At 57.4% G+C, this 19775-nt stretch carries 17 protein-coding genes; 4 read left to right on the forward strand and 13 right to left on the reverse strand.

All coding sequences use genetic code 11. The annotated features are described in order from the left end of the window. Window positions 1-248: 248 nt before the first annotated feature. The 10 genes from aceA to cspD all read right to left on the reverse strand — a co-directional run bounded on the left by aceA (window position 249) and on the right by cspD (window position 11433). A complete protein-coding gene (gene aceA / locus RGM3321_RS07550) occupies window positions 249-1574 on the reverse strand; it encodes an isocitrate lyase (protein WP_244392349.1) in 1326 nt (441 codons plus the stop codon). 277 nt (window positions 1575-1851) lie between these two features. Beyond that, window positions 1852-2595 (reverse strand): secretin N-terminal domain-containing protein, encoded by a 744-nt coding sequence (locus RGM3321_RS07555; protein WP_244392350.1) that lies wholly within the window; start codon window positions 2593-2595, stop codon window positions 1852-1854. 177 nt (window positions 2596-2772) lie between these two features. After that, a complete protein-coding gene (locus RGM3321_RS07560; protein WP_244392351.1) occupies window positions 2773-3204 on the reverse strand; it encodes a GNAT family N-acetyltransferase in 432 nt (143 codons plus the stop codon). Then, window positions 3197-4363 (reverse strand): cupin domain-containing protein, encoded by a 1167-nt coding sequence (locus RGM3321_RS07565; protein WP_244392352.1) that lies wholly within the window; start codon window positions 4361-4363, stop codon window positions 3197-3199. The genes RGM3321_RS07560 and RGM3321_RS07565 overlap by 8 nt, the downstream gene beginning before the upstream one ends. 60 nt (window positions 4364-4423) lie before the next feature. Beyond that, complete coding sequence (gene purB, locus RGM3321_RS07570) at window positions 4424-5794, reverse strand: adenylosuccinate lyase (protein WP_244392353.1); 1371 nt, start codon at window positions 5792-5794, stop codon at window positions 4424-4426. Window positions 5795-5925: 131 nt separating this feature from the next. Then, window positions 5926-6546 carry a high frequency lysogenization protein HflD gene (gene hflD / locus RGM3321_RS07575; protein ID WP_002554006.1) on the reverse strand — a complete coding sequence of 207 codons (621 nt, stop codon included), beginning with the start codon at window positions 6544-6546 and terminating at the stop codon, window positions 5926-5928. Further along, entirely contained in the window at window positions 6546-7676 is a 1131-nt protein-coding gene (gene mnmA / locus RGM3321_RS07580) for a tRNA 2-thiouridine(34) synthase MnmA (RefSeq protein ID WP_244392354.1), read from the reverse strand. The genes hflD and mnmA overlap by 1 nt, the downstream gene beginning before the upstream one ends. A 60-nt stretch (window positions 7677-7736) precedes the next feature. After that, on the reverse strand, window positions 7737-8183 hold the full coding sequence (locus tag RGM3321_RS07585; RefSeq protein ID WP_244392355.1) for an NUDIX hydrolase: 447 nt from the start codon (window positions 8181-8183) through the stop codon (window positions 7737-7739). Window positions 8184-8320: 137 nt separating this feature from the next. Next, window positions 8321-10552 carry an NADP-dependent isocitrate dehydrogenase gene (locus tag RGM3321_RS07590; RefSeq protein WP_244392356.1) on the reverse strand — a complete coding sequence of 744 codons (2232 nt, stop codon included), beginning with the start codon at window positions 10550-10552 and terminating at the stop codon, window positions 8321-8323. 596 nt (window positions 10553-11148) lie between these two features. Beyond that, window positions 11149-11433, reverse strand: a complete 285-nt coding sequence (cspD, locus tag RGM3321_RS07595; protein ID WP_279613933.1) for a cold shock domain-containing protein CspD — start codon at window positions 11431-11433, stop codon at window positions 11149-11151. Between the two features lie 213 nt (window positions 11434-11646). On the opposite strand from cspD, the gene clpS reads away from it, so the two are divergent. Both clpS and clpA read left to right on the forward strand, forming a co-directional pair. Continuing rightward, on the forward strand, window positions 11647-12009 hold the full coding sequence (clpS, locus tag RGM3321_RS07600; protein WP_002554001.1) for an ATP-dependent Clp protease adapter ClpS: 363 nt from the start codon (window positions 11647-11649) through the stop codon (window positions 12007-12009). Between the two features lie 30 nt (window positions 12010-12039). After that, window positions 12040-14313: an ATP-dependent Clp protease ATP-binding subunit ClpA gene (gene clpA / locus RGM3321_RS07605; protein ID WP_004665689.1), complete on the forward strand. Its 2274-nt coding sequence runs from the start codon at window positions 12040-12042 to the stop codon at window positions 14311-14313. Between the two features lie 117 nt (window positions 14314-14430). Here the strand turns inward: clpA and infA are convergent, their stop codons facing one another. The 3 genes from infA to aat all read right to left on the reverse strand — a co-directional run bounded on the left by infA (window position 14431) and on the right by aat (window position 16196). Beyond that, a complete protein-coding gene (gene infA, locus RGM3321_RS07610; protein ID WP_002553999.1) occupies window positions 14431-14649 on the reverse strand; it encodes a translation initiation factor IF-1 in 219 nt (72 codons plus the stop codon). A 101-nt stretch (window positions 14650-14750) separates the two neighbouring features. After that, on the reverse strand, window positions 14751-15458 hold the full coding sequence (locus RGM3321_RS07615; protein WP_058400396.1) for an arginyltransferase: 708 nt from the start codon (window positions 15456-15458) through the stop codon (window positions 14751-14753). A 48-nt stretch (window positions 15459-15506) separates the two neighbouring features. Then, window positions 15507-16196, reverse strand: a complete 690-nt coding sequence (aat, locus tag RGM3321_RS07620) for a leucyl/phenylalanyl-tRNA--protein transferase (RefSeq protein ID WP_244392357.1) — start codon at window positions 16194-16196, stop codon at window positions 15507-15509. A gap of 468 nt (window positions 16197-16664) precedes the next feature. Between aat and ftsK the strand changes: the two genes are divergently transcribed. Together ftsK and lolA are read left to right on the forward strand one after the other, a co-directional pair. Then, window positions 16665-19070 (forward strand): DNA translocase FtsK, encoded by a 2406-nt coding sequence (ftsK, locus tag RGM3321_RS07625; protein ID WP_244392358.1) that lies wholly within the window; start codon window positions 16665-16667, stop codon window positions 19068-19070. A gap of 75 nt (window positions 19071-19145) precedes the next feature. Then, window positions 19146-19769 (forward strand): outer membrane lipoprotein chaperone LolA, encoded by a 624-nt coding sequence (gene lolA / locus RGM3321_RS07630; RefSeq protein ID WP_244392359.1) that lies wholly within the window; start codon window positions 19146-19148, stop codon window positions 19767-19769. The last annotated feature ends 6 nt before the right edge of the window (window positions 19770-19775 follow it).

Genomic DNA, 19775 nt, shown 5'->3' on the forward strand with positions numbered 1-19775 from the left:
TTATGTTTCTCGATGACGAAAAGGAACGAAAGGCAATTTGAATGATAATTAATATCATTTAAATCGGCCTGCATAGTTCGCCAAAGGATACTCGCAGCATAGTTACGCAGGACACCGCTTATAAAGTGCGGTTTTTTAGCATCTGTTCATGAGCGGCACATTGTCCGAAATCAATGCAGGCACTATCTGACACAAAACACAGACCGCCCTTACGGACGGTCTGTGTTTTCAACGCGTTGCGCGGTGTGTCAGTGGAATTGCTCTTCTTCCGTCGAGCCGGTCAGTGCGGTTACCGACGATACGCCGCCCTGAATCACGGTGGTCATGTCATCGAAATAACCCGTGCCCACTTCCTGCTGGTGGGCCACAAAGGTATAGCCCTTGGCAGCATCGGCGAATTCCTGTTCCTGTAGCTTCACGTAGGCAGTCATGTCGTTGCGGGCGTAATCGTGCGCCAGGTTGAACATGCTGTGCCACATGTTGTGAATGCCCGCCAGGGTGATGAACTGGTGCTTGTAGCCCATGGCCGAAAGCTCGCGCTGAAACTTGGCGATGGTTGCGTCGTCGAGGTTTTTCTTCCAGTTGAAGGACGGCGAGCAGTTGTAGGAAAGCAATTGGTCCGGATACTCCTTCTTGATCGCTTCGGCGAAGCGGCGTGCTTCGTCCAGATCCGGCTTGGCGGTTTCACACCAGATCAGGTCGGCATAAGGCGCGTAGGCGAGGCCGCGTGAGATTGCCTGATCCAGACCCGCACGTACTTTGTAGAACCCCTCAGGAGTCCGTTCGCCGGTCACGAACGGCTTGTCATAGGGGTCGCAATCGGAAGTCAGCAGGTCGGCAGCGTTGGCGTCGGTACGGGCCAGAATGATCGTCGGCACACCGGCCACGTCGGCGGCCAGGCGCGCAGCAACCAGTTTTTGAACCGCTTCCTGAGTCGGGACCAGCACTTTGCCGCCCATGTGGCCGCATTTCTTCACCGATGCCAACTGATCTTCAAAATGCACCCCGGCGGCCCCCGCCTCGATCATGCTTTTCATCAGTTCGTACGCATTGAGCACGCCGCCGAATCCGGCCTCGGCGTCGGCCACGATGGGCGCGAAATAGTCGATATAACCTTCATCGCCCGGAGCCTTGCCGGCTTTCCACTGGATCTGATCGGCGCGGCGGAATGAATTGTTGATGCGTTTGACTACGGTTGGCACCGAGTCGACCGGGTACAGCGACTGATCCGGGTACATCGATTCGGCAGAGTTGTTGTCGGCAGCAACCTGCCAGCCGGAAAGGTAGATCGCCTGAATGCCGGCCTTGACCTGCTGCACGGCCTGACCGCCGGTCAGAGCGCCCATGCAGTTGACGAAGTCCTTATCCGGCCGGAAAGACGGCCTGGCACCTTGGGTCACCAGATTCCACAGTTTGTCAGCGCCCAGCCTTGCAAAGGTGTGTTCGGGTTGAACCGAGCCACGCAAGCGGACCACATCGGCTGCAGAATAAGTACGGGTCACGTTTTTCCAGCGCGGATTTTCGGCCCAGTCTTTTTCGAGAGCGGCTATTTGTTGTTCGCGTGTCAGTGCCATTTTGTAAACCCCGAGAAGTAGGTCTTGATTAGAAGTCCTGCTCCGCCAAAACGCCTCGTTTATCGAAGGCACTGTAGATGGCTGCTCGCTGCTCGGAGAGCGACAATCAAAGGCTTTTTGCGCAGCCTCCAATCAGCGGGAGCGAGGCAATCATGCCTCGGGGTATCGGGGTCGTCAAACAATTTGTAGTGCTTTTTTAATCACACTACATAATTGCGTAAACAGACTGGTGAGTCACTAAAAGGCCCGTAGGTGCTGGGTTTCGCGCCAGCGCAGGCTACTCGAGGGTTTCGACCTTTACGCGCAAAATCATGTCGTCGCGACCCTGGGTGGAATAGCGTTGTGCGAGGCCACGCTGATCGGCAACCGATTGATCGCTATTGCTCGCCAGTGTGATCCATTCTCCGAGCCGGCCGCTGACCTGGCTGTCGGTACTTTGCACTTTTATGGCATCAGCGCGTTCCTGACTCATGCGGTCATGGTTGGTGCTGATGCTCAGGTGAACGGTATCGCCGGTCACACTGGCAGTGACGTAAAAGCCCTGGGTTACATTGCGATATTCAGTATTGCTTTGAGAATAGCCATAGGAATCCGTGGACGAGGAGGTCAGCGGAACGCTTTGACCGATCTGGATAAGTGCTGGCGTACCTTCGCTGGTCTGCACTTGCTGAACGCCGCCATCACGGCTGGTTGTGCCGTACTCGATGACGCGTGAGCCACTGCTGTTGCGCGTCGCGCTATCGCTTGTGTCGACGCTGATCAACAGGCGTTTCGGCGCGGTATCGAGTTGCGCAATCAGGGTGCGAAGCTCTTCTATCTTGCGCGACTCTGCATTGACAATCAGTTGATTGCCATAAGCACTGACGGAGCCTTCGGTGCCTAGAAAGGATTTAGCTACGGGTAGTAGATCGGCACTGGTGCGGTAATTGAGCGGAACGACCTCGGTCGCTGAAAGGGCCTGAGTGCTGAATGCGATCAGCACTGAGGTGATTACCACGTTAAGCAGGTTACGGACTGACATGATCATTCTCCGCGGTAAGCTCGTAAAGCATGAATTTGCCAGTGTATCGGCCATAGCCGGACAAGCTGAATGGGCCGACACAAAAACGCCCTGGCGTTTTTCGTCTCGACCTGAAAAGTGTCTAGCGAAAAAGGGCAGGGCGATCATCATGTAGTGCCGTGAAAAGCGCCTACATACTCAGCTTTCGGGTGTGTCGCGGCGCATCTCGACGTGCGGTAAACCGGCTTCGAGAAACTCGTCACTGACCACGGCGAACCCGAAGCGCTGGTAAAACTCGACGGCCTGCACCTGGGCGCTGAGCTTCAACGGCTCCAGCCCACGTTGTTCGGCCTCGTGGATCACCGCACCGAGCAACGCTTCACCGACTTTCAGGCCACGCCAGTCCTTGAGCACCGACAGCCGACCGATTTCACCGTCGGGCAGCAGGCGAGCGGTGCCTACTGCGTATTCCCCTTCATAGGCGAGAAAATGCACGGCAGTCGCATCTTCGGCGTCCCACTCCAGCTCCGGCGGCACCGATTGCTCGGCGATGAATACCGAATCGCGTATGCGCCGGATGTCGGCGTTGTTTTTCTGCCATTGTGCGACAGCTACGGTGACTTTATTCATCGGCAAATCCCAGGCTTCCTTGTTTTACGAGTTCGCAAAGCAGATTGCGTCCATCGTCATCGACCAACCATTGGCCGAGGTTTTCACTGTGCAATGCGTCGGCGGCACAGATCAGTTTAAGCAATTCGCGCAGACTGCCCGGCAACAGACGGCTCTGACCACTGGCAAACAGTAGCAGATCGTCGTCGACTTCAGACCACGCCAGTCTTGCGCTCGGGTTGCGAATCAGTACCGCGCCCTGTTCGAGGCTGTCGAGCAGGTCGTTTTCCTCCAGTTCCGGACCGGTGACCAGTTCGGGGTAGCGAGGTTCGGTCATGAACTGGCCGAACCAGGTCAGCAGCAGGCGCTCGTCACTCATGTGCTCGGTCAGCAGCGCTTTGAGGCGGTCCAGCGCGTCGTGCTGGATTTGATGCGGATCGCTGACCGGTTGCGCGTCGGCGTCGGTATAGCGTTCTTCATCCGGGATGAACTGGCTGAGGAAGTCGGTGAAGTGAGTCAGGACCTCGGCAGCGCTTGGAGCGCGGAAACCGACCGAATAGGTAAGACAGTCGTCGACGGCGACGCCGCAGTGAGCCAGGCGTGGCGGCAGGTAAAGCATGTCGCCCGGTTCCAGCGTCCACTCTTCGGTTTTTTCGAATTCGGCAAGGATGCGCAGGTCGGCATGCTGCAGCAGCGGGCTTTCTGCGTCACACATCTGGCCGATCTGCCAGTGACGCTTGCCGTGGCCCTGAAGCAGGAACACGTCATAGTTGTCGAAATGCGGGCCGACGCTGCCACCTGGGGCGGCGTAGCTGATCATGACATCGTCGATGCGCCAGCTTGGCAGGAAGCGGAAGTTTTCCAGCAGTTCACTGACTTCCGGAACGAACTGGTCCACGGCCTGCACCAGCAGGGTCCAGTCGCGTTCGGGCAGCTTGCTGAATTCATCCTCCGCAAAGGGGCCGCGACGCAGTTCCCAGGGACGCTCGCCGTTTTCGATGACCAGGCGGGATTCGACTTCTTCCTCCAGAGCAAGGCCAGCCAGCTCGTCCGCATCGATCGGGCTTTGAAAGTCCGGCAGAGCCTGGCGGATCAGCAGCGGTCTTTTCTGCCAGTAGTCACGCAGAAAAACGCGTGCACTGATGCCGCCCAGAAGTTGCAGAGGAATATCAGGATTCATGTGTAAGCCCTTGAAATGAAAACGCCCGGCACAGCCGGGCGTGTGCAATTTTTTTGCGTGTCAGATGCGCTTGGCCTGAGCCGCTGCGTTACCGATGTAATTGGCTGGCGTGAGCTTCTTCAGCTCGGCCTTTGCATCGGCAGGCATGTCCAGACCGTCGATGAAAGTCTGCAACGCTTCCGGGCCGATACCCTTGCCGCGTGTCAGTTCTTTCAGTTTTTCGTACGGATTTTCGATGTTGTAACGGCGCATGACGGTCTGAATCGGCTCTGCCAGAACTTCCCAGCACGCGTCCAGGTCGGCAGCGATGCGTTGCTCGTTCAGTTCCAGCTTGCTGATGCCTTTGAGGCTGGCTTCGTAAGCAATAACGCTATGGGCAAAACCGACGCCCAGGTTGCGCAGGACGGTGGAGTCGGTCAGGTCGCGCTGCCAGCGAGAGACAGGCAGTTTGCTTGCCAGATGCTGGAACAGCGCGTTGGCGATGCCCAGATTGCCTTCAGAGTTTTCGAAATCGATCGGGTTGACCTTGTGTGGCATGGTCGACGAGCCGATTTCGCCAGCAATGGTGCGCTGCTTGAAGTAGCCCAGAGATATATAGCCCCAGATATCGCGGTCGAAGTCGATCAGGATAGTGTTGAAGCGCGCAATTGCATCAAACAGTTCGGCGATGTAGTCATGCGGTTCGATTTGCGTGGTGTAGGGGTTGAAGCCCAGACCCAGCTCGTCTTCGATGAACGCGCGCGCGTTGGCTTCCCAGTCGATATCGGCATAGGCGGAGAGGTGGGCGTTGTAGTTGCCGACCGCACCGTTGATCTTGCCCAGCAAGGGCACTGCGGCGATCTGGTTGATCTGGCGTTCCAGGCGGTAAACCACGTTGGCCAATTCCTTGCCCAGCGTAGTCGGGGAAGCTGGCTGGCCGTGGGTACGCGAGAGCATCGGCACGTCAGCGAAGCGGATCGCCAGTTCACGGATAGCATCGGCAATCTGGCGCATCAGCGGCAGCATTACAGTGTCACGGCCCTCGCGCAGCATCAGTGCGTGAGAAAGGTTGTTGATGTCCTCGCTGGTGCATGCAAAATGGATGAACTCGCTGACCTTGTCCAGCTCTGGCAACTTGGCAGCCTGCTCCTTGAGCAGGTATTCCACGGCCTTGACGTCGTGGTTGGTGGTGCGCTCGATTTCCTTGACGCGCTCGGCATGCTCCACCGAAAAGTCTTCAGCCAATGTGTTGAGAATGGCATTGGCTTGCGCGGAGAAAGCCGGGACTTCGGTGATTTGCGGGTGAGCCGCCAGGCGCTGGAGCCAGCGAACTTCAACCATCACACGGAAACGGATCAGGCCGTATTCGCTGAAAATAGGGCGCAAGGCCTGGGTTTTGCCGGCGTAGCGGCCATCAACAGGGGAAACCGCAGTGAGCGAAGAAAGCTGCATGGGATGCTCTCGGACAGTCGGGCAACGAAAAGGGCGCATATCATACATGAAAAGTCACTCGGACCGGAGCCCGCCGACCAGCGTAGACAGCGCCGTGCCTGTGGTGGTGAAGGTCATTGGTGCGTGGCGGATCAGCCGTGCAGCAATGGGTAGAGTTCTTTCAATAGCTTGCGACGGCTGAACACCAGTTGCCAGCGATGACCGCCAACTTGTCGCCACAGGCGCGCGGAGCGAATGCCTGCCAGCAGGATGGCGCGAATCTTCGATGCATTGTTCGGTTGCTGCAGGTTGCGCATATCGCCCTGGACCTGAATGCGTTGGCGCAGGGTGCTCAGGGTATCTTCGTAAAGGGCACCGGTCGCAGCGATCACGTTTTCGTGAGCGATGCCGAAATGTTCGACCTGCGATTGAATCACCGGGATGCGCCTGCCGATGATTTCGAGCAGGTCGTCGCGTTTGGCCAGCTGTCGCTCCAGGCCGAGCATCGACAGGGCGTAGCGCAGCGGTTCGCGCTGCAGTGTCGCAGGGTCGCGTTCCAGAGCGCTGGCCATGGCGCGATAGCCTTCGTGCAGGTTGAGGTCATCGCCGCCGTAGACGTCCAGCGTATCCTTCGGGTCAACCACCAGCAGGCTGCCGAGCATGCAGCTCAGCGCCGCTTCGCTGACCTGTCCGGTCTTGGCGATCCGGTCGACCAGTACGGCGGCCTGAAATACGCCACCCAGAGCGATCAGTTGTTCCTGAATCGGAGTCATCAACGCTTGTCCTTGCTGGTCCAGGGTTCGGCAATTTCGATCACGCCGCCACCCAGACATATTTCGCCATCGTAGAACACCACGGACTGTCCGGGTGTGACAGCCCGTTGCGGATCATCGAATGTGGCTCGGTAGCCGTCGGTGGTCTTTTCCAGTGTGCATGGCTGGTCGCTCTGACGGTAACGGACTTTCGCCGTGAGTTTGCGCGGGCTGCTCAGGTCAATCGGATTGACCCAGTATATTTCCGAAGACACCAGTGCGCGGGAAAACAGCCACGGGTGGTCGTTGCCCTGGCCAACGATCAGTTCGTTGTTGTCCAGATCCTTGACCAGCACGTACCACGGATCATCGCTGGCGTCCTTGAGACCGCCAATCCCAAGGCCCTGGCGCTGGCCGATGGTGTGATACATCAGGCCGCTGTGACGACCGATGACTTCGCCTTCGGTGGTCTTGATCTCTCCAGGCTGGGCGGGCAGGTACTGACGCAGGAAGTCGGTGAAACGGCGCTCGCCAATGAAGCAGATTCCGGTGGAGTCCTTTTTTTTGGCCGTCGCCAGGCCGTGTTTCTCAGCAATGGCACGTACTTCCGGCTTTTCCAGCTCGCCCACTGGAAACAGCGTCCGGGCGATCTGTTCGCCACCGACGGCATGCAGGAAGTAGCTCTGATCCTTGTTCGGGTCCAGGCCCTTGAGCAGTTCGGTGCGGCCATCGATATCGCGACGGCGCACGTAGTGACCAGTGGCGATCAGGTCGGCACCCAGCATCAGCGCATAATTAAGAAACGCCTTGAACTTGATTTCCCGGTTGCAGAGGATGTCCGGGTTGGGTGTGCGCCCGGCCTTGTACTCTTCAAGGAAATGTTCGAAGACATTGTCCCAGTACTCGGCGGCGAAGTTGGCCGTGTGCAGCTTGATGCCGATCTTGTCACACACGGCCTGGGCATCTGCCAGGTCTTCGCGGGCGGTGCAATATTCCGTTCCGTCGTCTTCTTCCCAGTTCTTCATGAACAAGCCTTCCACCTGATAACCCTGCTCCATGAGCAGTACGGCGGAAACGGAAGAGTCCACGCCGCCGGACATGCCGACTATGACGCGCTTCATTTCTGAGTTCGAGGGGGCTGGATCACGCATGGGGATTCAACGGCTGACCTGTAAAAGGACGCGATTCTATCAGGCTGAGGGCGTCGAGTCTCACGCCTTGTCGCGCAGCAGGTCGAGACTGAAATGTTCGGCATTGAGGTAATCGTCCAGGCAGCGCAGTACCAGCTCACTGCGCCAGCGCTCCTGTTGGGCCAGCAGTTCGTCGCGAGTCAGCCAGACGGCGCCAACGATGCCTTCGTCCAACTGATATTCAGGGTTATGGCGTATGGCCTTGGCGGCGAAACATATCCGCTGGTAGGTCACGCCGTTGCTCGGCGTGGTGTACAGGTAAATACCCACCACGCTGGTCAGTTCGACGTCCCAGCCGGTTTCTTCAAGGGTTTCGCGCACTGCCGCACGTTGCAGGCTCTCGTTCGGGTCGAGGTGCCCGGCGGGTTGGTTGAGTACGGCGCGTCCGCCTTTCATTTCTTCGACGAACAGGAAGCGTCCCTGATCTTCGACGATGGTGGCGACGGTAACGTGGGCTTGCCAGGTCATGGATTGATCCTCTGCTGCCAGATAAGAATGTTCAGTATGGGCTGCGGGTATGTCTTTCGCCTGAATGCAAAAGCCCCGACACGCGGGCCGGGGCTTTTGGCTGGGCGACGCGGTAATGCGTCGCACCGGTCTGCCGCTTACGCTTTCAACGCATCGATAGCTGCGTTGAGAGTGGCGCTCGGGCGCATGGCCTTGCTGGTGACTTCCGGGTTAGGGAAGTAGTAGCCGCCAATTGCCACTGGCTTGCCCTGAACAGCGTTCAGTTCGGCAACGATTTTTTCTTCGTTATCGGTCAGGGTTTTGGCCAAAGGCGTGAACTGTGCCTTGAGGTCTGCGTCGTCGTTTTGAGCAGCCAGTGCCTGAGCCCAGAACAGGGTCAGGTAGAAATGGCTGCCACGGTTGTCGATGCCGCCGACCTTGCGCGAAGGCGACTTGTTGCGGTCCAGGAACTCGCCAGTGGCCTGGTCGAGGGTCTTGGACAGAACCAGCGCTTTCGGATTGTTGTAGGCATGGCCTAGATGCTCAAGGGACGCTGCCAGAGCCAGGAATTCGCCCAGCGAATCCCAGCGCAGGAAGTTTTCTTCAACAAACTGCTGCACATGCTTGGGGGCTGACCCACCAGCGCCGGTTTCGAACAGGCCGCCGCCGTTCATCAACGGAACGATCGACAGCATCTTCGCGCTGGTGCCCAGTTCCATGATCGGGAAAAGGTCGGTCAGGTAGTCGCGCAGAACGTTACCGGTGACCGAAATGGTGTCCTTGCCTGCGCGAGTGCGTTCCAGGGTCAGCTTCATCGCGTCGACAGGTGACAGGATCTGGATATCCAGGCCCGACGTGTCGTGGTCGCCCAGGTACTTGCGCACTTTCTCGATCATCACGCTGTCATGGGCGCGAGACGAATCCAGCCAGAAGATAGCCGGGGTGTTGCTGGCGCGAGCGCGGTTGACGGCCAGTTTAACCCAATCCTGGATCGGCGCGTCCTTGGCCTGGCACATGCGCCAGATATCGCCCGCTTCGACATTCTGTTCCATCAGCAGGTTGCCCTGGCTGTCGGTTACACGAACCACGCCATTGGTCTGGATGTGGAAGGTCTTGTCGTGGGAGCCATATTCTTCGGCTTTTTGAGCCATCAGACCAACGTTCGGTACGCTGCCCATAGTGGTCGGGTCGAACGCGCCATTTTTCTTGCAGTCTTCGATGACCGCTTGATAGATGGTGGCGTAGCAGCGATCCGGGATCACTGCCTTGGCATCGTGCAGTTGACCGTCGGTGCCCCACATTTTGCCGGAGTCACGGATCATTGCTGGCATCGATGCGTCGACAATAACGTCGCTCGGTACGTGCAGGTTGGTGATGCCCTTGTCGGAGTTGACCATCGCCAGTTGTGGGCGAGTGGCGTAGACCGCTTCGATGTCAGCCTTGATTTCTGCCTGTTTTTCAGCAGGCAGGCTGGTGATGCGCTCGTACAGGTCGCCGATGCCGTTGTTCAGGCTGAAGCCGATCTGCTTCAGCGTGTCAGCGTGCTTGGTCAATGCATCCTTGTAGAACTCATCGACGATCTGGCCGAACATGATCGGGTCGGAGATCTTCATCATGGTGGCTTTCAGATGCACCGAGAACAGAACGCCTTGCTTGCGGGCGTCTTCGATCTCGGCGGCAATGAAGCTGCGCAGGGCTTTGGCGCTCATCACCGAGCAGTCAACGACTTCGCCAGCCTTGACGGCAGTTTTTTCCTTCAGAACGGTGGTGGTGCCGTCCTGAGCGATCAGTTCGATCTTGACGGTGTTGTCGGCTGCGATCTGGGCAGCTTTTTCGCTGCCGTAGAAGTCGCCGTTGCTCATGTGCGCAACGTGTGCCTTGGAGTCGGCAGACCAGGCGCCCATCTTGTGCGGGTGCTTGCGAGCGTAATTCTTGACCGACAGCGGTGCGCGACGATCGGAGTTGCCTTCGCGCAGCACCGGGTTCACGGCGCTGCCCTTGGTCTTGTCGTAACGTGCGCGGGTTTCTTTTTCCGCGTCAGTGGCAGGGTTTTCAGGGTAGTCGGGAATCTTGTAGCCCTGATCCTGAAGCTCCTTGATGGTCGCCTTCAATTGAGGGACCGAGGCGCTGATGTTAGGCAGCTTGATGATGTTGGCTTCTGGCGTAGTGGCCAGTTTGCCCAGCTCGGCGAGATGATCCGGCACTTGTTGATCGGCGCCAAGCGACTCCGGGAAGCTTGAAAGAACACGGCCCGCCAGGGAGATGTCGCGCGTTTCCACGTCGATATCGGAGGAGGCTGTGAAAGCTTCGATAATAGGCAGCAGCGAATAGGTGGCGAGGGCCGGAGCTTCGTCGGTGAAGGTGTAGATGATCTTCGAGCGGTTGGACATTCGTATTAACTCTCTGTTTTGCTGAGCATGCACAAAATCTCGATACGCGCAGGGTATGCACTCTTGCCCACGGTTCGGCCATGGGCCCAGGTCGAGGTTCATTCGCGGTGATGTTGGGTGCATCAGTCGAGCGTCAAGCTGTCAGGCCAGGTAGCGACCCGACGCATAGGAAGGTTGAGGGTCTGATTTCAGACGGGTCAGCCTTTATGACTCTTCGGTCACGGCGCGAGTATATCAAACCATTGGCGCGAGGCATTAATGCTATGCGTGCCATCGAATAATGAACATCCGCCGTTGGTCGAACGACCGGGATGTCTACGAGGTGTCAATCAGGCGTCAAGAGGCGGGATCTGGCGGAGGAGTGGGGCGCTAGTGGCTCTGTCATGGATTGACGTTTGCAGCTCGCCCGGCATTGCAGTCGGGGCATCCGCGGTGCAATAACCGCTAATTCGATACCCTGTGGAGTCGCATCGGTTCAAGCTACCAAAGCTGCGGTTTCTCAAGGTCCGGCACAGGCTCATTGCGTGTTTCTGATTATTCAGTTAACTGGCTCGAAAGGCCACTGGTCAACTGTCAGGCTGTTTCCATTGAGCATTTCAAGCGTGTGCATGTTCAGGTTCATGCTCAGACGCAGCATGCGTTTCCTTCACAGGCTCACCTGTTTTAGCCAGCAATGGCGCGATATTCACGGCATGCAGCCCTTTTGGCCCCTGAATGATTTCAAAACTGACCGGCTGGCCGGCTTTGAGGGTCTTATAACCTTCCATCTGGATGGTCGAGAAATGGGCGAACAAGTCGTCATCCGGCTTGCCGTCTTCGATTATGAATCCATAACCTTTTGCATTGTTGAACCACTTGACTTTTCCGTTAAGCATCGCCATATCCCTCTGCAAAGGACTCCGTCAGGAGTATCATCCACTTCCATCCGCCTCCCCAAAAATTTTGGTTGACTGCGCGGACCCTTTTTACCCAATGTGGGCTCTATTGTTTGTAACACCGTTTAGCTGATAGTCAAGGTCATGTGGCGGTCTGTTTGAAAAGCGTCCAGACTGCGACTGACAGCTCAATCCGCCCTCAAACGAACATTTCTTTCCATGCATGCATTTAGCAAGATTCGACTAACATTCAATCAGGACAGTCCGCAGTCGCACGAGGACGACGCGGCAGGCATCGCGGTGCAGGACGCCAAGCCGACCCTGCAGGCGCCACCGATGTACAAGGTGGTTTTATTCAACGATGACTACACCCCGATGGATTTCGTCGTAGAAGTACTCGAGGTGTTTTTTAACCTGAATCGTGAGCTGGCCACCAAAGTCATGCTGGCCGTCCATACAGAGGGACGGGCAGTCTGCGGATTGTTTACCCGCGACATCGCCGAGACCAAGGCAATGCAGGTCAATCAATACGCCAGGGAGAGCCAGCATCCGCTACTCTGTGAGATCGAGAAGGACGGTTAAACGCCGACCACTTGGGTATGAGGTGAAGCTATGTTAAACCGTGAGCTCGAAGTCACCCTCAATCTTGCCTTCAAGGAGGCACGTTCGAAGCGTCATGAGTTCATGACGGTCGAGCACCTCCTGCTGGCTCTATTGGATAATGAGGCTGCAGCCACTGTTCTGCGTGCCTGCGGTGCAAACCTCGATAAACTCAAGCATGATCTGCAGGAGTTTATCGACTCCACCACTCCGCTGATCCCCGTTCATGACGAGGATCGCGAGACGCAACCGACGCTCGGGTTCCAGCGCGTGCTGCAACGGGCAGTTTTCCACGTGCAAAGCTCCGGCAAGCGCGAAGTGACCGGCGCCAACGTGCTGGTTGCAATTTTCAGTGAGCAGGAAAGCCAGGCCGTGTTTTTGCTCAAGCAGCAGAGCGTGGCCCGGATTGATGTCGTCAACTATATCGCCCACGGTATCTCCAAGGTTCCGGGGCATGGCGAACACTCTTCTGAAGGTGAGCAGGATATGCAGGACGACGAGGGCGGTGAAGCATCTTCCTCAGGCAATCCTCTGGATGCCTATGCCAGCAATCTGAACGAATTGGCGCGCCAGGGGCGCATCGATCCGCTGGTAGGTCGCGAAAGCGAAGTCGAGCGTGTAGCTCAGATTCTGGCTCGTCGTCGCAAGAACAACCCGTTGCTGGTCGGTGAGGCTGGGGTCGGTAAAACGGCTATTGCCGAAGGCCTGGCCAAGCGTATCGTGGACAACCAGGTCCCTGATTTGCTCGCCAGCAGCGTTGTCTACTCTCTTGATCTGGGTGCCCTGCTGGCCGGGACCAAATACCGCGGCGATTTCGAGAAGCGTTTCAAAGCGTTGCTCAATGAGCTGCGCAAGCGTCCTCAGGCGATTCTGTTCATTGACGAGATCCACACCATCATTGGTGCTGGTGCAGCGTCAGGCGGGGTGATGGATGCCTCCAATCTGTTAAAGCCGTTGCTGTCGTCTGGCGAGATCCGTTGCATCGGCTCTACAACCTTTCAGGAGTTTCGCGGGATTTTCGAAAAAGACCGCGCCTTGGCGCGTCGCTTCCAGAAAGTCGATGTGTCCGAGCCTTCGGTCGAAGACACCATCGGCATCCTTCGTGGCCTGAAAAGTCGTTTCGAGCAGCATCACAGCATCGAATACAGTGACGAAGCGCTACGTGCCGCCGCTGAGCTTGCGTCGCGCTACATCAATGATCGCCATATGCCCGACAAGGCTATCGATGTCATTGATGAAGCCGGTGCCTACCAGCGTCTGCAGCCTGTCGAGCAGCGCGTCAAGCGCATCGACGTGCCTCAGGTCGAAGATATCGTCGCCAAGATCGCGCGTATTCCGCCAAAACACGTCAATAGTTCGGACAAGGAGCTGCTGCGTAACCTGGAGCGTGATCTGAAGCTCACCGTGTTTGGTCAGGATGCAGCAATCGACTCACTGTCTACGGCGATCAAGCTTTCGCGTGCAGGCCTCAAGTCGCCTGACAAGCCAGTCGGTTCGTTCCTGTTCGCAGGCCCTACCGGTGTCGGCAAGACCGAAGCCGCTCGCCAGTTGGCCAAGGCGCTGGGGGTCGAGCTGATTCGTTTCGACATGTCCGAGTACATGGAGCGGCATACCGTTTCCCGTCTGATCGGTGCGCCTCCGGGCTACGTCGGTTTCGATCAGGGCGGTCTGTTGACTGAAGCCATCACTCGTCAACCGCATTGCGTGCTGCTGCTCGATGAAATCGAAAAGGCTCACCCGGAAGTCTTCAACCTGCTTTTGCAGGTGATGGACCACGGTACGCTGACCGACAACAACGGGCGCAAGGCAGACTTCCGCAACGTGATCGTGATCATGACCACCAATGCCGGGGCTGAGTCCGCCGCGCGTGCTTCGATCGGTTTCACGCATCAGGACCACTCGTCTGATGCGATGGAAGTGATCAAGAAGAGCTTCACGCCGGAGTTCCGCAACCGTCTGGATACCATCATTCAGTTTGGCCGTCTCAGCCACGAAGTCATCAAGAGCGTGGTCGACAAGTTCCTTACCGAGCTTCAGGCCCAGCTGGAAGACAAGCGCGTACTGCTCGAAGTGTCCGAGGCGGCGAGAAGCTGGCTGGCGCAGGGTGGTTACGATGCGGCGATGGGGGCCAGACCGATGGCTCGCCTGATTCAGGACAAGATCAAGCGGCCACTGGCCGAAGAGATTCTGTTCGGCGAATTGTCAGAGCACGGCGGTGTGGTTCACATTGATATCAAGGATGGCGAGATTACCTTCGACTTCGAAACCACAGCAGAAATGGCCTGACACCGAAGCCTCGCTCTGCATCGTGAACGGATGCGGGGCAGGCCAGAGGTCTCTGGTTGTATGAAACAGGCAAACAAAAACGCCCGGCTTATGCCGGGCGTTTTCGTCAATGCCTGTTTAACGAGCGCGGTAGGTGATGCGCCCTTTGCTCAGGTCATAGGGCGTCAGTTCTACACGCACTTTGTCACCGGTCAGAATACGGATGTAATTCTTGCGCATCTTGCCGGAGATATGCGCGGTTACGACGTGCCCGTTTTCCAACTCCACGCGGAACATGGTGTTGGGCAGGGTGTCGACGACAGTGCCTTCCATTTCGAAGCTGTCTTCTTTCGACATGCAGTAAAGCCCTCGGTATACAAATGAGTGGCCCGGTGCAAGTGGCGCCAGGCAAAAGCGGCGTGCATTGTGCCCGAAAAAACCAGTTTAAGCCAAGGGGTTCAATACAGAGTGACCCATCTTTGATTGGTAAGTAGCTCAATGGGCCGATATTGGGTCTTGTAATTCATCTTTTTGCAGTTTTTGATCCAGTAACCCAGGTACACCGCCTGCAGTTGAAGTCTGGCGGCTTCGGCGATCTGCCATAAAATCGCGTAACGGCCCAGGCTGCGGCGCTCTTCATCAGGTTCGTAGAACGTGTAGACCGCAGAGAGGCCGTTGGGCAAAAGGTCGGTGACCGCAACTGCCAGCAGGCGTTGATCGACGCGGAATTCGTAAAAACGCGAAAAGGGCAGGTCGCGAACCAGAAATGTCGAAAACTGCTCCCGGCTGGGTGGAAACATGTCGCCGTCAGCGTGACGTTGTTCTATGTAGCGCTGATAAAGATCGAAATATTCCTCGGTGAAGGCCGGTCTGGCGCTTTGCACCTGAATATCGGCATTACGTTTCAATATGCGTTTTTGCTGCCTGTCGGGTGCGAAAAGGTTCACAGGAATGCGCGCGGGCACGCAAGCGCTGCAGTTCTGGCAGTGGGGGCGGTAAAGGTGATCGCCGCTACGGCGAAAGCCCATGTCCGACAGGTCGGCGTAGACCTGCACATCCATTGGCTGGCTGGGGTCCAGAAACAGGGTAGTCGCCTGCTCTTCAGGCAGGTAACTGCAGGTGTGCGGTTGAGTGGCATAAAACTTCAGCCTCGCCAGCTCTGTCATTGTCGTCGCCTAATGGTAAATCCCTACCCATGAGTGTATGCCAGCCTGTCAAACTCGCCTAGATGACCAGTCGGCACCGGTCGGTTGATCAAGGTGGCGGGACAGATAGTCGGCAAAAGTCTGCCGGGGAATCGAGCGTGCGCCGAAGCTGTGAAGGTGTTGGGTCGGCATCTGGCAATCGATCAATACAAAACCCCATTCAGTCAGGTGCCGGACCAGCGTGGCGAATCCGACTTTGGAAGCGTTGTCTGCACGACTGAACATTGACTCTCCGAAGAACAACTGGCCCATTGCCAGGCCATACAGCCCGCCGACCAGCTCATCCTGGTCCCAGACCTCGACGCTGTGCGCATGGCCACGTCGGTGCAGCTCGAGATAGGCATCCTGCATCGAGCCGGTAATCCAGGTTTCATTGGCGTAACTGCGGGGCGCAGCGCAGGCCTTGATCACGCTCGCGAAATCCTGATCGAAGGTCACTCGATAGCGAGACTGGCGCAACATTTTGCCAAGGCTGCGCGAAACGTGCAGCTCTTCGGGAAACAGTACGGTACGCGGATCGGGAGACCACCAGAGAATCGGCTGGCCGTCCTGAAACCATGGAAAGCAGCCGTGCCGGTAAGCATTGATCAGACGATCGGCCGACAGGTCTCCACCGGCTGCGAGCAAGCCGTTAGGCTCGCGGAGGGCTTTTTCCAGTGGTGGGAAATCTAGGCTGTTGCGGTTCAACCAGTTCAGCATGGCATCACAACTTTGCGGAAGGGGAGGGCGGACCCGCCAGTCAGTGCAACTCTGTGCGGCAGGCGTGGTCACAAGCGGTTGTCATTATGGCGCGTACCTGGCACATACGGTAGGGCAAGGGCGCGGCGATGATGGTGCAGCCCTTGAAGTTGTGGGCGGTTGATAGAAACACGTCATAAGCCTTTGTCACAAAACGGAATGCATGCTCAAATTGAACATCATCAGCGAACATGAAAGCATGGCCCGCGTTGCGGAACTGTCTGAAGTCGGTCTGGCGTGTTTTCGTACAGACCCAAGCGCCTGTAAAGCCGTACAATGCCTGCTTTGGGCGTTATCATTCAAACGTCTTCCGAACGGGCTTCCCGGTGTCTGCTATCCCTGTCCATGCGGGAGCATTCAGTGCCGTTCGACAGCCGTTTCTGGTCAATCAACGAGATGTTCGCGCTACAGCGCAGGAATTAAAGCGTTTTGAAGAAATCCACCCAAGCACCCAGCGCTGTTCCGCTTTGGCGGCAGCAATTGCACTACCGGCTCAAGGAAGGGGCCCTGATCGCCTTTGGCGCCCTGTGCCTGTACCTGATAATGGCATTGTTGACCTACGATCAGAGTGATCCCGGCTGGAGCCACACCAGCAGTAACGCCGCGCAGGTGCAGAACGCTGCGGGGCGTGCCGGTGCCTTTTGTGCCGATATTCTGTTCATGATCCTGGGCTATTTCGCCTATATCTTCCCGCTGCTGCTGGCAATCAAGGCCTGGCAGGTGTTTCGTCATCGTCACGAGCCCTGGCAGTGGAGTGGCTGGCTTTTCTCCTGGCGTCTGATCGGGCTGGTATTCCTGATACTGGCGGGCGCTGCGCTGGCGCACATTCATTTCCACTTCTCGGCAGGCTTCCCCGGGTCAGCGGGCGGTGTACTGGGTGAAGTGCTGGGCGATCTGGCCAAGAAAGCCCTGAACATCCAGGGCAGCACCTTGCTGTTCATCGCCCTGTTTCTATTCGGCCTGACAGTGTTTACCGACCTGTCGTGGTTCAAGGTGATGGACGTCACCGGCAAGATCACCCTTGACCTGTTCGAATTGTTCCAAGGGGCGGCGAACCGCTGGTGGACCGCCCGTGCCGAGCGCAAGCAGATGGTCGCGCAGTTGCGTGAGGTCGATATGCGCGTCAACGATGTGGTCGCGCCCGTTGCCCCTGACCGTCGCGAGCAGGCCAAGGCCAGAGAGCGTCTGATGGAGCGCGAAGTGTCGCTGAGCAAGCACATGACCGAGCGCGAAAAACACGTGCCTGCAGTCATCGCGCCAGCCCCTTCAAAGCCTGCAGAGCCGAGCAAGCGGGTCATGAAGGAAAAACAGGCCCCGCTGTTCGTAGACAGCGCAGTTGAAGGCACCTTGCCGCCTATCTCCATCCTTGATCCGGCAGAAAAGAAGCAGCTCAACTACTCGCCAGAGTCACTGGCGGCGGTCGGGCATCTGCTGGAAATCAAGCTCAAGGAATTTGGTGTCGAGGTCTCGGTTGACTCCATCCATCCCGGTCCGGTCATTACCCGTTACGAGATTCAGCCGGCCGCTGGCGTCAAGGTCAGTCGCATTGCCAACCTCGCCAAGGACCTTGCACGCTCATTGGCGGTAACCAGCGTGCGTGTGGTTGAGGTGATCCCGGGCAAGACCACTGTCGGTATCGAAATCCCCAACGAAGACCGCCAGATCGTGCGCTTCTCCGAGGTGCTGTCGACCCCTGAATACGATAATGCCAAGTCGCCTGTTACCCTGGCGCTGGGCCACGACATCGGCGGCAAGCCAGTGATTACCGATCTGGCCAAGATGCCCCACTTGCTGGTGGCTGGTACGACCGGTTCCGGTAAGTCGGTTGGTGTGAACGCCATGATCCTGTCGATTCTGTTCAAGTCCGGCCCGGAGGACGCCAAGCTGATCATGATCGATCCGAAGATGCTTGAGCTGTCCATCTACGAAGGCATTCCGCACCTGTTGTGTCCGGTCGTTACGGACATGAAGGACGCTGCCAACGCCTTGCGCTGGAGCGTTGCCGAGATGGAACGCCGTTACAAGCTGATGGCGAAAATGGGTGTGCGTAACCTCTCGGGCTTCAACCAGAAAGTCAAGGATGCGCAGGATGCCGGGGAGCCACTTGCCGATCCGCTGTACAAGCGGGAAAGCATCCATGATGAAGCACCGCTGCTGACCAAGCTGCCGACCATCGTGGTGGTGGTGGACGAATTCGCCGACATGATGATGATCGTCGGCAAGAAGGTCGAAGAACTGATCGCCCGTATCGCCCAGAAGGCTCGTGCGGCAGGTATCCACCTGATCCTCGCGACACAGCGTCCTTCGGTGGATGTGATTACCGGTTTGATCAAGGCCAACATTCCGACACGCATGGCGTTTCAGGTATCGAGCAAGATCGATTCCCGGACCATCATCGATCAGGGCGGTGCCGAACAACTGTTGGGCCACGGCGACATGCTGTACATGCCGCCGGGCACCAGCCTGCCGATTCGCGTACACGGCGCGTTTGTTTCCGACGAGGAAGTGCATCGCGTGGTAGAAGCCTGGAAACTGCGTGGTTCGCCTGACTACAACGACGATATTCTCGCCGGTGTGGAAGAGCCCGGCAGCGGCTTTGATGGCGGTGGCGGCGAAGGCAGTGAAGACAGCGAAAGCGACGCGCTTTACGATGAGGCGGTCAAGTTTGTACTCGAAAGCCGTCGTGCATCGATTTCTGCCGTGCAGCGCAAGCTGAAGATCGGCTACAACCGCGCAGCGCGCATGATCGAAGCGATGGAAATGGCTGGCGTCGTGACCTCCATGAACACCAATGGCTCGCGTGAAGTTCTGGCTCCAGGACCGGTGCGCGACTGATTTTTATCACCCCGAACTGCGGTGGCAGCGTGCCAGGCAGCTGCCGCATCATCATCGACTTCAAAGAGGAATCCCATGCGTCTTATCCGCATGCTGTTGGCCACCGCACTGACCTTCTCCGTGATGTCCGCCCATGCCGACAGCAAGGACGTGGCTCGCCTGACCCAGTTGCTGGAGAAATCCCAGACCCTGACCGCACGCTTCTCGCAATTGACGCTGGACGGTGGCGGCACGCAATTGCAAGAGACTACGGGCGAAATGACGTTGCAGCGTCCAGGGCTGTTCAACTGGCACACCGATGCGCCTCAGGAGCAGTTGATGGTTTCCGACGGCAAGAAAGTGTCGTTGTGGGACCCTGATCTGGAGCAGGTCACCGTCAAGAAGCTCGATCAGCGCCTGACCCAGACCCCAGCCTTGCTGCTGTCCGGTGACGTGTCGAAGATCAGCGAAAGCTTCGATATCACGGCGAAAGAGGCGGGTGGTGTGATCGACTTCGTGCTCAAGCCCAAGACCAAGGACACCCTGTTCGACAGCCTGCGTTTGTCGTTTCGTAACGGCATCATCAACGACATGCAACTGATCGACAGCGTGGGCCAGCGCACCAATATCCTGTTCACCGGCGTCAAGGCCAACGAGCCTGTTGCGGCCAGCAAGTTTCAGTTCCAGATTCCCAAGGGTGCTGATGTCATTCAAGAGTAAAAGGGT

This window comes from Pseudomonas sp. RGM 3321 (assembly GCF_022836805.1).
Lineage (GTDB): Bacteria > Pseudomonadota > Gammaproteobacteria > Pseudomonadales > Pseudomonadaceae > Aquipseudomonas.

What these genes read in the sequence shown, in the direction of transcription:
- RGM3321_RS07565 (WP_244392352.1), bottom strand. Translation starts at nt 4,363, where the DNA reads ATGAATCCTGATATTCCTCTGCAACTTCTGGGCGGCATCAGTGCACGC.
- clpA (WP_004665689.1), top strand. Translation starts at nt 12,040, where the DNA reads ATGTTAAACCGTGAGCTCGAAGTCACCCTCAATCTTGCCTTCAAGGAG.
- lolA (WP_244392359.1), top strand. Translation starts at nt 19,146, where the DNA reads ATGCGTCTTATCCGCATGCTGTTGGCCACCGCACTGACCTTCTCCGTG.
- purB (WP_244392353.1), bottom strand. Translation starts at nt 5,794, where the DNA reads ATGCAGCTTTCTTCGCTCACTGCGGTTTCCCCTGTTGATGGCCGCTAC.
- aceA (WP_244392349.1), bottom strand. Translation starts at nt 1,574, where the DNA reads ATGGCACTGACACGCGAACAACAAATAGCCGCTCTCGAAAAAGACTGG.
- RGM3321_RS07560 (WP_244392351.1), bottom strand. Translation starts at nt 3,204, where the DNA reads ATGAATAAAGTCACCGTAGCTGTCGCACAATGGCAGAAAAACAACGCC.
- aat (WP_244392357.1), bottom strand. Translation starts at nt 16,196, where the DNA reads ATGCTGAACTGGTTGAACCGCAACAGCCTAGATTTCCCACCACTGGAA.
- cspD (WP_279613933.1), bottom strand. Translation starts at nt 11,433, where the DNA reads ATGGCGATGCTTAACGGAAAAGTCAAGTGGTTCAACAATGCAAAAGGT.
- RGM3321_RS07615 (WP_058400396.1), bottom strand. Translation starts at nt 15,458, where the DNA reads ATGACAGAGCTGGCGAGGCTGAAGTTTTATGCCACTCAACCGCACACC.
- RGM3321_RS07590 (WP_244392356.1), bottom strand. Translation starts at nt 10,552, where the DNA reads ATGTCCAACCGCTCGAAGATCATCTACACCTTCACCGACGAAGCTCCG.
- mnmA (WP_244392354.1), bottom strand. Translation starts at nt 7,676, where the DNA reads ATGCGTGATCCAGCCCCCTCGAACTCAGAAATGAAGCGCGTCATAGTC.
- RGM3321_RS07585 (WP_244392355.1), bottom strand. Translation starts at nt 8,183, where the DNA reads ATGACCTGGCAAGCCCACGTTACCGTCGCCACCATCGTCGAAGATCAG.
- hflD (WP_002554006.1), bottom strand. Translation starts at nt 6,546, where the DNA reads ATGACTCCGATTCAGGAACAACTGATCGCTCTGGGTGGCGTATTTCAG.
- RGM3321_RS07555 (WP_244392350.1), bottom strand. Translation starts at nt 2,595, where the DNA reads ATGTCAGTCCGTAACCTGCTTAACGTGGTAATCACCTCAGTGCTGATC.
- infA (WP_002553999.1), bottom strand. Translation starts at nt 14,649, where the DNA reads ATGTCGAAAGAAGACAGCTTCGAAATGGAAGGCACTGTCGTCGACACC.
- clpS (WP_002554001.1), top strand. Translation starts at nt 11,647, where the DNA reads ATGCATGCATTTAGCAAGATTCGACTAACATTCAATCAGGACAGTCCG.